The 12,176-nt window shown below is 62.3% G+C and carries 14 protein-coding genes and 1 pseudogene; 2 read left to right on the top strand and 13 right to left on the bottom strand.

The window, feature by feature from the left end; all coding sequences use genetic code 11:
- The first annotated feature begins 39 nt into the window (after nucleotides 1-39).
- Together ACA062_RS12920 and ACA062_RS12915 are read left to right on the top strand one after the other, a co-directional pair.
- The gene (locus tag ACA062_RS12920) at nucleotides 40-501 is read left to right on the top strand and encodes a curlin (protein WP_497456715.1); all 462 of its coding nucleotides are present in this window, start codon (nucleotides 40-42) and stop codon (nucleotides 499-501) included.
- Nucleotides 502-529: 28 nt separating this feature from the next.
- Complete coding sequence (locus ACA062_RS12915) at nucleotides 530-1,975, top strand: curlin (RefSeq protein WP_497456714.1); 1,446 nt, start codon at nucleotides 530-532, stop codon at nucleotides 1,973-1,975.
- A gap of 245 nt (nucleotides 1,976-2,220) precedes the next feature.
- Here the strand turns inward: ACA062_RS12915 and ACA062_RS12910 are convergent.
- The 13 genes and pseudogenes from ACA062_RS12910 to ACA062_RS12850 form a co-directional block, all read right to left on the bottom strand.
- Nucleotides 2,221-2,400, bottom strand: a pseudogene (locus tag ACA062_RS12910) (DUF6124 family protein); the annotation flags it as partial.
- A gap of 721 nt (nucleotides 2,401-3,121) precedes the next feature.
- On the bottom strand, nucleotides 3,122-3,988 hold the full coding sequence (locus ACA062_RS12905; protein ID WP_497456713.1) for a CsgG/HfaB family protein: 867 nt from the start codon (nucleotides 3,986-3,988) through the stop codon (nucleotides 3,122-3,124).
- Between the two features lie 29 nt (nucleotides 3,989-4,017).
- A complete protein-coding gene (locus ACA062_RS12900) occupies nucleotides 4,018-4,452 on the bottom strand; it encodes a curli assembly protein CsgF (protein ID WP_497456712.1) in 435 nt (144 codons plus the stop codon).
- On the bottom strand, nucleotides 4,449-4,838 hold the full coding sequence (gene csgE, locus ACA062_RS12895; protein ID WP_497456711.1) for a curli production assembly/transport protein CsgE: 390 nt from the start codon (nucleotides 4,836-4,838) through the stop codon (nucleotides 4,449-4,451). Before csgE ends, ACA062_RS12900 begins: the two co-directional genes overlap by 4 nt.
- Nucleotides 4,835-5,371, bottom strand: a complete 537-nt coding sequence (locus tag ACA062_RS12890) for a type II secretion system protein (RefSeq protein ID WP_497456710.1) — start codon at nucleotides 5,369-5,371, stop codon at nucleotides 4,835-4,837. The genes csgE and ACA062_RS12890 overlap by 4 nt, the downstream gene beginning before the upstream one ends.
- Nucleotides 5,346-5,720, bottom strand: coding sequence for a type II secretion system protein (locus ACA062_RS12885; protein ID WP_064678369.1), 375 nt, complete (start codon nucleotides 5,718-5,720; stop codon nucleotides 5,346-5,348). The genes ACA062_RS12890 and ACA062_RS12885 overlap by 26 nt, the downstream gene beginning before the upstream one ends.
- Before the next feature lie 3 nt (nucleotides 5,721-5,723).
- A complete protein-coding gene (locus tag ACA062_RS12880) occupies nucleotides 5,724-6,197 on the bottom strand; it encodes a type II secretion system protein (RefSeq protein ID WP_497456709.1) in 474 nt (157 codons plus the stop codon).
- A gap of 2 nt (nucleotides 6,198-6,199) precedes the next feature.
- Complete coding sequence (locus ACA062_RS12875) at nucleotides 6,200-8,047, bottom strand: secretin GspD/PilQ domain-containing protein (RefSeq protein WP_497456708.1); 1,848 nt, start codon at nucleotides 8,045-8,047, stop codon at nucleotides 6,200-6,202.
- On the bottom strand, nucleotides 8,044-8,562 hold the full coding sequence (locus ACA062_RS12870; RefSeq protein WP_497456707.1) for a hypothetical protein: 519 nt from the start codon (nucleotides 8,560-8,562) through the stop codon (nucleotides 8,044-8,046). The genes ACA062_RS12875 and ACA062_RS12870 overlap by 4 nt, the downstream gene beginning before the upstream one ends.
- The gene (locus ACA062_RS12865) at nucleotides 8,562-9,110 is read right to left on the bottom strand and encodes a GspMb/PilO family protein (protein ID WP_497456706.1); all 549 of its coding nucleotides are present in this window, start codon (nucleotides 9,108-9,110) and stop codon (nucleotides 8,562-8,564) included. Before ACA062_RS12865 ends, ACA062_RS12870 begins: the two co-directional genes overlap by 1 nt.
- A complete protein-coding gene (locus ACA062_RS12860; protein ID WP_497456705.1) occupies nucleotides 9,097-9,642 on the bottom strand; it encodes a PilN domain-containing protein in 546 nt (181 codons plus the stop codon). The genes ACA062_RS12865 and ACA062_RS12860 overlap by 14 nt, the downstream gene beginning before the upstream one ends.
- Before the next feature lies 1 nt (nucleotide 9,643).
- Entirely contained in the window at nucleotides 9,644-10,447 is an 804-nt protein-coding gene (locus ACA062_RS12855) for a hypothetical protein (RefSeq protein WP_497456704.1), read from the bottom strand.
- Nucleotides 10,428-12,134, bottom strand: coding sequence for a GspE/PulE family protein (locus tag ACA062_RS12850; protein WP_497456703.1), 1,707 nt, complete (start codon nucleotides 12,132-12,134; stop codon nucleotides 10,428-10,430). Before ACA062_RS12850 ends, ACA062_RS12855 begins: the two co-directional genes overlap by 20 nt.
- Nucleotides 12,135-12,176 lie beyond the last annotated feature (42 nt).

Below are 12,176 nucleotides of genomic sequence, written 5' to 3'. Positions count from 1 at the left end.
CCGATCGGTGGGGCAGGCCTCTTCCCACAGGACACCGCCATGAACATATCGACCGCCACCCTGCTCTGCCTGCTTCTGCTTTGCAGCAGTGTGGGCGTGCGGGCCGATGATCTGATGGAGAACGACGACCTGGCGCCCGGTGCCGACCTCGGCGAGTGGCCAGCGCCGATCGGCCAGCAAGCGCTGATCGACCAGAACGGCCAGGCCAACGTCGCGCTGGTGCAACAGAACGGCCAGTCGCTGCTCGGTCGCATTGTCCAGTCGGGGAGCAATCAGGAAGCATTCATCCTGCAGCAAGGCAGCGACCTGATGGCCCTGATCACCCAGCAAGGTTCGGGCAACAACGCCGAAATCACGCAAAACGGCAGCCACAACCGCGCGCAGATTTCCCAGAACGGCAACAACAACGACGCCAGCATCGACCAGGCCGGCACGGGGCTCTCGAGTGCCGTGACCCAGTCGGGAAACGGCATGAGCGTTTCGGTCAAACAGTATCGCTAAAGCATTGCACCACTTTGGAGGTTTCATCATGTTCAAACTGACGCCCCTCACCGCCGCCATTCTGGTCATTGTCAGTGCCCAGGCGATGGCCGATGACAGCCTTTCCACCCAGAACCAGGTTGGGACCGCCAACATCGCTGACGTGAAACAGATCGTGGCCCCTTTCAGTACCGTCACCCAGACACAACTGGGCGAAGGCAACGACGTGGCCGCCAAGCACGACAACGCCACCGGCACCATTACCCAGGATCAGCTCGGTAGCTTCAACGCAGGCTATGGCGAGCAGTTGTACGAAAACGGCAGTACCATCGTCCAGCAACAGGTCGGCGCCTTCAACGGAAGCCATGCCAGCCAGTCGATCGGCCTGGGCGGCAACGAATCGCTGCAGCAACAGCAAGGCACCGGCAACTTCTCCTTCATCTACCAGGAAGGGCAGGACGGCAATACCGCCACCACCTTGCAGCTCGGTGACAGCAACGAAGCCAACATCGAGCAACTCCAGTACGGCACCGGCAACAACGCGACAGTCATCCAGTACGGCACCGCCAACTCCGGCACCGGCGAACATGTCGGGCACGTGGCCGGGCAGATCAATATCAACCAGGCGGGCGAAGGCAACTATGCCTACGGTGACCAGAGCTTTGGTAACGCCGGCACCGTGACCATCAACCAGCTGGGCGACATGAACGGCAGCGAAGTCTGGCAAGACACCCAACTCGCCAGCCAAGCCACCATCGACCAGATAGGCCTGACCAACGAAACCATCGTCGACCAGAGCTTCGGCGAAAACAACGTCGCCCAGATCCTGCAAGTCGGCGGCGCCAACGCGATCTACGCCGACCAGTTCGAGTCCACCAGCTCGACCCTGGCGCTGTACCAACAGGGCAGCGGCAACGTGCACTTCACCTACCAGAGCGGCGACAGCCAAGTGCTCAATGCCAACTCGGTGGGTAATGACAACAAGGTCTACGCCAGCAACTGGAAAGGTCCGCAAGCCGGTGGCCAGTTCGGCAGAAACCAGCGTGCGACCATCAACCAGACCGGCAGCAACAACACCGCCAGCTTCACCCAGGCCGGCACCGGCCACATCATGACCACCAACCAGGCCGGTACCGGCAACAAAACCACCGTCAGCCAGGCCGACGACTACAACGAGCTGTACTTCGACCAGAACGGCAGCGACAACATCCTCATCGCCTCGCAACGCGGCACCACCAACCTGGCCCAGGGCACCAGCAACGGCACTGGCAACAGCACCGAGTACGACCAGTCGGGTATGGACAACCAGGCGTTCACTACACAGTACGGGAGTGATAACCAGATCACTGTGAAACAGGCTGACAGCCTGAACGTGGCGTATGTAACCCAGGAGGGAGCGGGGAACATTGCCCGAGTTGATCAGAGTGGGATGACGCAGATGGCGACTGTTCAGCAGTATGGGACGGGGAACCAGGCGACGGTGTTGCAGCAATAATTGCGCAATAAAAAGAACCGCGGCCCTTCTCTGGGTCGCGGTTTTTTCTCGCCTGACACATCCCCCTGTAGGAGCTGCCGAAGGCTGCGATCTTTTGATCTTCAGCCATTGAACTGACGTCAAAGATCTAAAGATCGCAGCCTTCGGCAGCTCCTACAGTGGAATCGAGTACGGTCGACATTGATTGACGGCTGTCAGGATGTCATCGCAACGCGGTCCACCTGACGATTCTTGTGCTTGAGGGTTTAACCTTGGGGATCAAGGTTATCCAATGCCCGGTTTACTGCCAGATCAGCCAGCATGATCACCTGCTGGATGCCCAACACCATGCTGCGCTGCGGCCCATCCACGAATGTCGCGAAATCACTGGCCATGACACTCGCGGAAGCCAGCGATTCACAGGCGTGGGCCAACAGGCTTGAGGTTGCAGGGTTGCCCTGCAACATAGAATCTCCCACATTTTTGATCGTTGTCGTGTATGAAGACTCTGTGGGCGCCGCAGATCCCCTGTGGGAGCGAGCTTGCTCGCGAAGACGGCGTCATAGTCAACATTTATGCAAGCTGAACCACCGCTTTCGCGGGCAAGCCCGCTCCCACAATATCCGGGTGTATCCGTGAAATCAGGTTGGCTGTCAGGCCGCCAAGATCAAGATCAAAAGATCGCAGCCTGCGGCAGCTCCTACAGGGGGTCAGCGTACATCCGCGAGAGATTGGTCGGCTGTCAGGCCGCCTTCGCTGGCAAGCCAGCTCCTACAATGATCGGCGTACACCCGTAGCCTCTCACCACTCATCAGGCCGAGCGTTAGCTCGCCTGCAGCTTTTGATCTTGATCCACCCGCCCCTTCGGGAGGCTGAGTGGAGGTGTGCATCCGGGGAGTGGCGCGCAGCGCCGTTCGACGCAGTCGAACACGCTGCATGTAGGTCGTCGCGAAGCAGACCGGAGGGCAGTGTCCCCGGATGGATGCCGGAGCGAAGGAACGCCGAGCCCTAGCGAGGGGCCGGACGCTGGGGCAAGACTTTTTGGTTCCTTTTGTGGCGTTTGACAAAAGGGACTCGCCGTAAGGGCGAAACCATAAGCAGCCGTTACCAAAGCAATGGATATGTACCCGGCCGCCAAGAACCTGGTCGGCCCGAAGGCCGCCACGTTCACTCATCCTCACCCTCAGGCACCACCTTGGCCTGGGTCAAATACCGATCCAGCGTCTCATCCTGCAGCGGCGCAGTCATATCCCCCGCCACCTGCCACATCTTGCGATCAATCCCCTGGGCCAGCAGATGCCCCACCGCCGCCTCGATCGCCGACAACACACACAACTGCGCCGGTTCGTTCGTGGTGTAACCGACCTCAGCCTCGAGCAACTTCTTGAACTCGATGAACTTGAACACCCCGGCACTGCGGGCCACGGAGTAGATGGTCTTGCTGGTCATCACGTTGGCCAGGATCTGCCCGCTGCGCACATCCACCGCCCGCAGGTTCACCGTGACTTGATCTACCCGATACTCGCGGGAAATATCGATGCCCAGGTAACGTGCCCCTTCCCCGCCGCTGCGCACGTTGGTGTCGTACGCAATGATCCCGCCCTCGAGCATCATGTTCGCCGCCTGCAACGGCGGCAACTCACCCTGGATATTCATCGGCGTATTCGGCTTTTTCTGTGAGGCGCGGATGATCTTGCGTTCGGTCAGCAGGTTCTGCAGCCCCTCGCGTTCCAGCACCACGAACCAGCCACTGGCCTGCATCGCGTCCATCAACATGCTCGCCGCGCCCTGGGTCACGCTGGTGGAAAAGGAACTGGCCGGGGTCGGTTTGTACTGCCCGGTCTGATCCCGGAAGCCGTACACCACCGCCATCAACCGGCCCTTGGGCCGTGGCATGTTCAGCAAGTCGTAATAGGTCGACGCCCGAGGTGTCAGGGTCGGGGTTTCGGTGTCCTGCTCGGCCGGCATCGTGTCGCGCAGACTGCACCCTTGTAATGCCGCCAACATCAGCCCTAGCGCAATTATCTTTTTCATGTCCTTGTCTCCCCATTGCCCGAGTCCCCTCAAGGGGCCAGGCCATTCACCTGGATTTCCGAAATTTCACCGGTCGCTCGGTCGGTCACTTCAATAGTCAGTGCGCCGGAGTCGTCGATGACGTTGACGATAAAAGCGTCGGTGGACAGGCTCCCCGTGTTGCCGGTGGAGATATTGTCCAGCAACTGTCCCAGCAACCGCGATTGCAACTGACTGCTGAAGCGTTCGAGGGCTGAGGTCCCGGCCAGCGCAGCCCGGTCTTTCAAGTCCGGATCGTCGTAGTCGTTTTGCGCCTGGGCATTGTTGAGCAGCCAGGTTCCGTTCAACGGATTGCCGCCGAACGACGGGTTGATCGGCGTGTAGACCAGCTCCGTGGCCTGGACCAGGCCGCCACTGGCCAACCCGAGCAAGCAGATTGCGGCCAATGAAAGTCCGGGGCGGTGCAACAACGTTTTGGTTTTCATAGTTCGTCCCTCTCAAGGTCCGTGGTGTCCTGCAACAAGGCTTCCAGCTTGCGTTTGACGATCTGCCCGCGCACCCAGTCGGCGGCGTCGGACGCCTCCTCCTTGAGCTCCACGGTGTTCGGCGGCAGGAAGCGCCGATAAACCAAACGCTGTTGATACTCCACCGTCACCAGGCTGCCCCAGCGTGCGGAAGGTCGTTCGCGTACCACCAGGTTGAAATCCATGGGACTGGTGGCCCGCAGGCGTTCACTGAATGCGTAATAAAACTCGTGACCGATGTGCGAGATGGTGTCATCGACGATAAAGCCCATCATTTCGTCCTCTTCGGCGACCGCGGCAACAGGCGTCGCCAGCAGCAGGATCAGGGCCAGGCAGAATCTGTTCATGGCATCACTCCTTGTGCAGACCTGGATGGACTTTTCGGCCCCGACGCGCCCTCGAGGAACGCCTTCTCGGCCACGAACTGCCAGTCCTTGTAACTGGCCATGCCGGTGAAGTCCGACCATTGACTGGGGAAATCCGCCTGTTTGAGCGGTGTGTCCGTGGAGGGGCTGTAGAGGCCGGTGATGCGCCCGTCGAAACCGCGCATCAGGGTCCATTCGCCGCCCCCGATCGGGTCCGGGTACAGCTGGCGAATATGGTGTTTGGCGTTGGGAAAACGTTCGTCCTGCACCAGGTCCGCCAGTTCTTTGGGGTACTGCGCCAGGCCCGGCGAACTGCGGTAATAGCTGCGCAAGGCCTGGGCATACTGGGTACCGACCCAGAGCAACTGGCGTTCACGGTCACGGCGCGAGGCGCTCGACCACAATTCGCCAGCGCTGGCCAGGCCCATGCCCATCAGCATGATCAGGAACAGCACGCCCAGGTAGGTGAAACCCGCCTGGTTCGAGGGCCTACCACTCGGCATAAAGGCTGCCATCACGCGCCCTCCCTGTAGCACCGCTCTTGATATCGGCGACCCCGCCCGGCACTCCGTCCGGCGGTGCCACCAGGACCCACAGGTCCTTGCGTTCGGCAATCGGGTCCATCGGCGGGTTGCGCAGGTAACGCTGCTCCACCAGTTGTTCGATGGAATCGGGGTAGCGCCCGGTGTCGCCGTAGTAGTGGTCCAGTGCCTCGCGCATTGCCGACAGGCTCTGGCGCAGGGTGGTCTCCTTCGAGGCCTCGAGGCTGTTGAAATAGCGTGGCAAGGCGATGGTCATCAGGGTCGCGATGATTGCCATGACCACCATCAGTTCCAGCAGGGTAAAACCCTTTTCCCGGCGCATAAGTCACCACTCCCGGTAGGCGATGCCGTTGAGACCCTTGCCGCGCGCCTGGGAGTAGACGTCAAAGACATCTTCGCCCTCCCGCGGGCTTTGAGCCGTACTGTCATAGGTGCGCAAACCCCAGCCGCCTTCGTCGTCGCGCTTGACCGGGGCCAGTGGGTCACGGGGCACACGGCGCAGGAAATAGAACTTGGCGCCCTTGGCGCTGCGCACATCGCGCACGCCGTCCACCAGCACTTGCAGATCGGGTGGATAGCCGCTGCTGTTCAGCGACTTCTCGATATAGCCGGCGTCGAAGGCGCGTTTGTAGGCGTCGATGGCGTCGCGAATCTGGTACAACGCCGTGCGCAGTTCCTGTTCCTTGCCCCGGCGCACTACCGTCTCGGTCAGCGGCGCGGCCATACCGGCCAGCAAGCCGATCAGGGCCAGCGTCACCACGACTTCGATCAGGGTAAAACCACGTTGCGAGGCGTTCATGATCAAGGCTTCTCGATAACGACTTGGGTGGTGACCGCGACCGGCCGATCGATGGCCGCAGGCGCAACAGCCGACTCCAGCCGCCGGTCCGGCGCCTGGATATGCATGCTGGTTTCGGTGCCGGTAGGGAATTCCATGTCCGACGGGCTCTGGTACGGCAGGTTGCGCACGATCCGCGGGGTGATCGACAGCACCAGTTCCGACTTGCCGACAGTGTCCTTGTTGCTGCCGAACAAACGGCCCAATCCGGGAATGTCGCCAAGGCCGGGAATCTTGTTGCCGGTGGCGCCATGGTCGTTGCGCATCAGGCCGGCGAGTATCTGGGTTTCGCCGTCATGCAGGCGCAGGGTGGTCTGGGCGTTGCGGGTGTCGACCTGAACCGGAATCGTGCCCTGGCGGGTCGGCTCCAGCGGGGTGGCGTTACTGACTTCCAGGGCGATCTTGATCGCCACTTCGTTGTTCAGGTGCACGGTCGGCTGCACTTCAAGTTTAAGACCGACATCCAGGTAGGTAACGCTTTCGGTGATCACCGGGCCCTGGGTCGACGGCACCGAGGTGGCGCTGATGATCGGCACGCGCTGCCCTATGTGGATGCGTGCCTGTTCGCGGTTGCTGACGCGGATCACCGGGCTGGCCAGGGTGTTGATGTCGTTGTCCTGGGCGTTGATCTTGGCCTGGGGCGATGGCGAGATGCTGATCCGGCCGGAGTTGATGCCCTTGAGCTGATCGAGCAAGGTCACCGCCGAACCGTCGCTGTTGACCACGCCGAAGGTGTTGGGCCATTGCAGACCGAGGTCGAGAATCCGCTGGGTCGCGACTTCCATCACCTCCACTTCCAGCACCACTTCCGGGTTGGACTGGTCCTGGGATTGCAGGAGTTTTTCCGCCATGCGCACGGCGTCTTCGCTGTCGCGCATGGTCAGGGTGTTGAGGCGTTCGTCGACGAACACGTCGCGGGTCTTGAGCATGGTCTTGATCATGTTCAGCGCGGTGTTGGCATCGATGCTGGTCAGGTAGAAGGTGCGCATCACCAACTCCTGGTAATCCTTGACCTTCTGCGGCGAGTCCGGGTAGATCAGCAAGGTGTTTTCGTTCACCACTTTCTGGTGCAGCTGGTTCTGTTGCAGCAGCAGTTCCACGGCGTCTTCGATGCGCACGTCGCGCACGAAGATGGTGGCTTTCATGTCCGGGCGCAGGTCCTTGTCGAAGATGAAATTCAAACCGGCGACCTGGGACAGCACTTCGAAAATCACCTTCAGGTTGGCGTCGCGAAACTCCAGGGTCACCGGCCGGTCCAGGCGGGTGCGCAGCTGCGGATAGGGGATCACGTTGCGGCTCTGCACCAGGCGGATGTTGCCTTGCAGTTCCAGCGCGCCTTCATTCTTCGGGTCGAGTTCGAGGATCTGTTTCACCTGGCGGTCGGCGCCGTAGATGTCACCGCGACGCAAGTCGCCACGGGCCAGTTCGAGCTTGTCTTCCATGCTGCGCAGGTAGTCGAGCTGGCGCAGGGCGTCCTGGGCGCGGCGGTTGTTCGGTTCAATGGTCAACACCCGGCTGTAGGCCATGCGTGCCGAGGCGAAATCCCGGCGTGCGCGATCGGTGTCGGCCTGGGTCAGCAGCGCCGTGATCGCCTTGGCCCGACCGCTGTTGCGCAGCAGATGCAACTCGGTATCGCGCGGGTTCTCCCGCAGCCCTTCCTCGACCCGGGCCAGGCCGGCTTCGTACTGGCCCTGTTCGATCAGCTCGGACGCTTCCTTGTTGGCCACTTGCGCCGTACTGCACGCGACCAGCCCAGCGCACAGGCCAAGGCTTATCAGCGCTCCGATCGTATGACGGCATGATCTGTTCATTGCGTGCTCCCCACAGACAAGGTCTGGGACAAATGCAGCGGCAGGTAGATGAAGCTCAGTTCCACATCGGAAATGCCCTCGATCCGCCAGGTTTCGTCGATCACATCTCCTTTGCGCACGACGTATATTTTTTCGCCGTTCTGCAAAAACACTTGCAGGTCGGAACGGTCATCCAGCCTGCCGATGAACTGGAATGGCATCGGCGGTGCGCTGGCGGCTTGCACCACCGGGGTGACGATGACGGGTTGTTCGGTGACGCTGGCAAGCGTCGGGGCAGCCTTCCAGCTGCGGGCGGCGAACAGGTCGCCAGCCGGGGTCAGGTCCTTGACCACCGCCGGTGTTTTAGCGGCCGACGCCGCTGGCTGTGCACCGCGGGCTTTGCCGGTACTCGAGGTGGACGCGGTGGCGACCGTGACCTCGACCTCCTCCGACGGCATGAAGTAATCGGGCAACCAGGTCAGCGCCGCCGCCACGCCGAAGAACCCCACCCAACCCACTACTCGCTTGGTATTCATCATGACCTCGACAGGTAAAGGGTCATGCGGATCCGCCCGGTCAGGTCGGTGTCGGCGATTTTTTTGCGCTGGAACTCCACGTCCTCGACCACCACTGCGGGCAGCTGGCCGAGCAAGGCATGCAGGAAGCGCCGCAGTTGCGGGTAGCTGCCGCGCACCGGCAGCAGGATCTGATAGCGGGCCAGATGGGTCTTGGGGTCGATGCCCAGGGAATATTCACCGCGGGCCAGGGTGATGTGCTCCTGGGCCGCCAGCGCATAGATCTTGTCGATGGCGACCGTGGCCTGGGGCTGGGACGGCAGCTTGCTGCGAAAATCGTCGAGTTGACGTTGCGGCACCACCGGGGCGGCGACGCTGCCGTCTTCGACCCTGGCCAGGTACTCGCCGGCTTCGCGGGTCTGCTGGCTGAGGGTTTGCAGCGCCTGCCAGTCCGGCATCAGGCCGCCCAGGCCATACATCAGCGCCAGCAGCAGCATGGCCAGCCCGGCCAGGCCGGGCACGCCCAGGCCTTGCAAGTATTCGTGGACGATCAATCTAGAGATTTGCATCACCGATCTCCCAGCTGGCCGACAGGTTGAATTGCACCGGTTGCTCCGGCGATTTGACGACGATTTCGTGGCTGAGCAGCGACACGTCGGACAGCTCATCGCTGGCTTCGAGGCGCTGGTGGAACGCGAGCATGGCTTCCAGATCCCGTGCCTCGGCACTGATCCGCACCTGGCCTTTACGCGCATCCGGGGTCAGGGTCAGCAAGGCGATGTCATCCCGGGGCATGGCTTCGAGCATGGCGAACAGCCGTTCCCAGGGCCGACGCAGTTGCTGCGAAACCTTGCGCATCTCGGCCAGGTTCTGCGCCTGTTCGCGGGTCTCGGCCGGGGTCAGGCTGGTCTTGCTGCCGGTGTCGCCGGTGAGGACCCGCTGGGCGGTCTGCAGATGGCCTTGCTGTTGCGCGGCCTGTTCACTGAGGTGCTGCTGGATGAAGAAGCAGCCCAGGGTCAGCACCAGGCCGCCGGCCAGCAGGCTCCAGCCCAATGGGCCCGAGCGGCGGCGCGGCTGGAAGTCGAGCATCAGGGCGCGCATGTCAGGCCACCGCCCGGGACATGACGTACAACGCATCGCGTACGCCGGTCCGGTCTTCTACGAGGGAGCAAAGCTGCACACCGGGTACGTCGGGCTGCACTTCGATACGCGCCGGCGCATGCAGGTAGACGCTCAATGGCCGCTCGCTGGTCGAAGCTTGCAATTGGCTTTCGCGACCGATCAGCGCGGTCAGTGCGGCATCGCTGTCGCCGGTGCCGACCGAGCGCACCGCGGCCCAGCGCCCTTCCCGGGCCAGCAGCAACACACTGCGCACCGGCTCGGCGACCACGAACAGGAAGTCGCCGGCGTCGAGGCTTTTATCAAAGTGGTTGAAAGCGGCCATCAGGTACGGCTGCACCGAACGCAAGCGCAGGCCACGCCCGCTCACCAGACTGCGCAGGCGCGCCAGCAGGTCGTGCGGCAGCGCGCTGGCGATACGGTCGTAACCCGCAGGTTCGGCCGACAGCACCAGGCTCCAGGGTTGAGTCGGTACGCCGTAGAGGTCTTCGAAACACAGCTGCGCGAACCCCTGCAGTTCATCAGGGCTGCTGATCTGGTCGCTCCAGGGCACCAGGCAAAAACGGCTGAAGTGCCCGGAAATCACCACGCTCAATTCGGCACCGGCCCGGGTGTGTTCAGCCAGCAGATGGTCGAGGGTGTCCAGGGCCACGGTCCAGGCATGGAAGCCTTCGTCGATAAAGCCGACGCTGCCCAGCCACAGGGTTTCGTTGCCCTTGCGCTGGCCCAGGCCGACGCTGCTGGCGCCGAGCACGGCGACAAAATGATCACGAGACAAAAGTGACACGATTGATCTCCTCGAGCGTGGTCCGCCCCTCTGCAACCAGTTCCAGCGCCGACTCGCGCAACAGGCGCAAGCCACGTTTGCAAGCGTGTGCCTTGATTTTCGAAACCGGTTGGCGCTCGACGATCATCTGCCGCAGCTCGTCGTCGAGGTGCAGCAGCTCGGCGATCGCCGTACGCCCGCGGTAACCGGTGCCCCGGCAATGGCCGCAGCCCTTGCCGTGGACAAACTGGAAGTGGTCGACCTGTTGCGGATCGAGTCCGGAGAGGCGCAGTTCCTCCTCGGTCGGATAGCTCGGCGCGCTGCAACTGGCGCACACCAGGCGGATCAGGCGCTGGGCCAGCACCGCGTTGAGCGCCGAGACCAGGCTGTAGGGGTCGATTTCCATCTGGGTGAAGCGGCCGATCACGTCGAATACGTTGTTGGCGTGGATGGTGGTGAACACCAGGTGCCCGGTGAGCGCCGACTGCACGGCGATCTGCGCCGTGTCGGGGTCACGGATTTCACCGACCATGATCTTGTCCGGGTCATGGCGCAGGATCGAGCGCAGGCCGCGGGCGAAGGTCAGGCCTTTCTTTTCGTTGACCGGGATTTGCAGCACGCCGGGCAGTTGATATTCCACCGGGTCTTCGATGGTGATGATCTTGTCCACGCCGTGGTTGATCTCGGTGATCATCGCGTAGAGGGTGGTGGTTTTGCCGCTGCCGGTGGGACCGGTGACCAGCACCATGCCGTAGGGTTCGGCGGCCAGCCGGCGCAGCTGGCGCAGGGTGTGTTCTTCAAACCCCAGGGCCTGCAACTGCACGCCGCTGACCTTGTCCGCCAGGTCCTGTTTGTCCAGCACCCGCAGCACCGCGTCTTCGCCGAAAATGCTCGGCATGATCGAGACCCGGAAGTCGATCTGCCGGCCGCTGATGCCGATCTTGAAACGACCGTCCTGGGGCACGCGTTTTTCGCCGATGTCCAGTTCGGCCATGACCTTGACCCGGGAAATCACCTGTTCGGCGAACTCGCTGCCCTGGATCTTGCTGATGTTGTTCAGCACGCCATCGATGCGGTACTTGATCACCAGGCCGCTGCCGGTAGTGCCCAGGTGGATGTCGCTGGCGTGCATTTTCAGCGCGTCGTACAGGGTCGAGTTGACCAGCTTGACCACCACGCTGGCGTCTTCGCTGATGCTGGTCAGGGACAGGCTTTGCAGGGTATCGATTTCGATGTTGGCGTCGGCCTGGGCGTTGAGCGATTCCACCGCGTGGAAGCTCTCTTCGTGGCGCGCCAGGTAGGCTTTCAGGTCGTCGGCGTGCACCAGGTACAGCGGCGCGCCATGCAGGCAGTCGTCGATCCAGGCCAGGCGCGAGGGGTCGAAGGGGTCGGCAAACACGCCGATGACCGCATCGGCGTGACGCAGCAGGATGAATTCGCGCTTGAGGCATTGGGCCAGGGTGACCCGGTCGAACACCGGGGTGGCTTGAAACAGGCTGTCGGTGTCGAGCACCGGATAATGCAGGGTCGCGCCCAGGCATTGGATGAAGGGCATGGGGGCCAGTTCGCACAGCACCCCGAGGGCGTCCAGTACCCGCTCGCCGGAACTGGTGGCCCGGGCCCGAGCCTGGGCCAGTTGCTCACTGGAAAAACGTGACGGTACACAACCCAGCAGCGTCGGTTCGACGACAAGGGATAGACGGTCCATGGCATGCTCTCCAACGCCGGGGGCTTTGAGCCCTGTCGACGC

This window comes from Pseudomonas sp. LBUM1679 (assembly GCF_059695565.1).
The sequence above is the reverse complement of the archived record's forward strand: the minus strand, read 5'-3'. Positions and strand labels throughout refer to the sequence as shown.

What these genes read in the sequence shown, in the direction of transcription:
- ACA062_RS12890 (WP_497456710.1), bottom strand. Translation starts at nt 5,371, where the DNA reads ATGGCAGCCTTTATGCCGAGTGGTAGGCCCTCGAACCAGGCGGGTTTC.
- ACA062_RS12865 (WP_497456706.1), bottom strand. Translation starts at nt 9,110, where the DNA reads ATGCAAATCTCTAGATTGATCGTCCACGAATACTTGCAAGGCCTGGGC.
- ACA062_RS12860 (WP_497456705.1), bottom strand. Translation starts at nt 9,642, where the DNA reads ATGCGCGCCCTGATGCTCGACTTCCAGCCGCGCCGCCGCTCGGGCCCA.
- ACA062_RS12885 (WP_064678369.1), bottom strand. Translation starts at nt 5,720, where the DNA reads ATGCGCCGGGAAAAGGGTTTTACCCTGCTGGAACTGATGGTGGTCATG.
- ACA062_RS12880 (WP_497456709.1), bottom strand. Translation starts at nt 6,197, where the DNA reads ATGAACGCCTCGCAACGTGGTTTTACCCTGATCGAAGTCGTGGTGACG.
- ACA062_RS12850 (WP_497456703.1), bottom strand. Translation starts at nt 12,134, where the DNA reads ATGGACCGTCTATCCCTTGTCGTCGAACCGACGCTGCTGGGTTGTGTA.
- ACA062_RS12905 (WP_497456713.1), bottom strand. Translation starts at nt 3,988, where the DNA reads ATGAAAAAGATAATTGCGCTAGGGCTGATGTTGGCGGCATTACAAGGG.
- csgE (WP_497456711.1), bottom strand. Translation starts at nt 4,838, where the DNA reads ATGAACAGATTCTGCCTGGCCCTGATCCTGCTGCTGGCGACGCCTGTT.
- ACA062_RS12900 (WP_497456712.1), bottom strand. Translation starts at nt 4,452, where the DNA reads ATGAAAACCAAAACGTTGTTGCACCGCCCCGGACTTTCATTGGCCGCA.
- ACA062_RS12915 (WP_497456714.1), top strand. Translation starts at nt 530, where the DNA reads ATGTTCAAACTGACGCCCCTCACCGCCGCCATTCTGGTCATTGTCAGT.
- ACA062_RS12920 (WP_497456715.1), top strand. Translation starts at nt 40, where the DNA reads ATGAACATATCGACCGCCACCCTGCTCTGCCTGCTTCTGCTTTGCAGC.
- ACA062_RS12875 (WP_497456708.1), bottom strand. Translation starts at nt 8,047, where the DNA reads ATGAACAGATCATGCCGTCATACGATCGGAGCGCTGATAAGCCTTGGC.
- ACA062_RS12870 (WP_497456707.1), bottom strand. Translation starts at nt 8,562, where the DNA reads ATGAATACCAAGCGAGTAGTGGGTTGGGTGGGGTTCTTCGGCGTGGCG.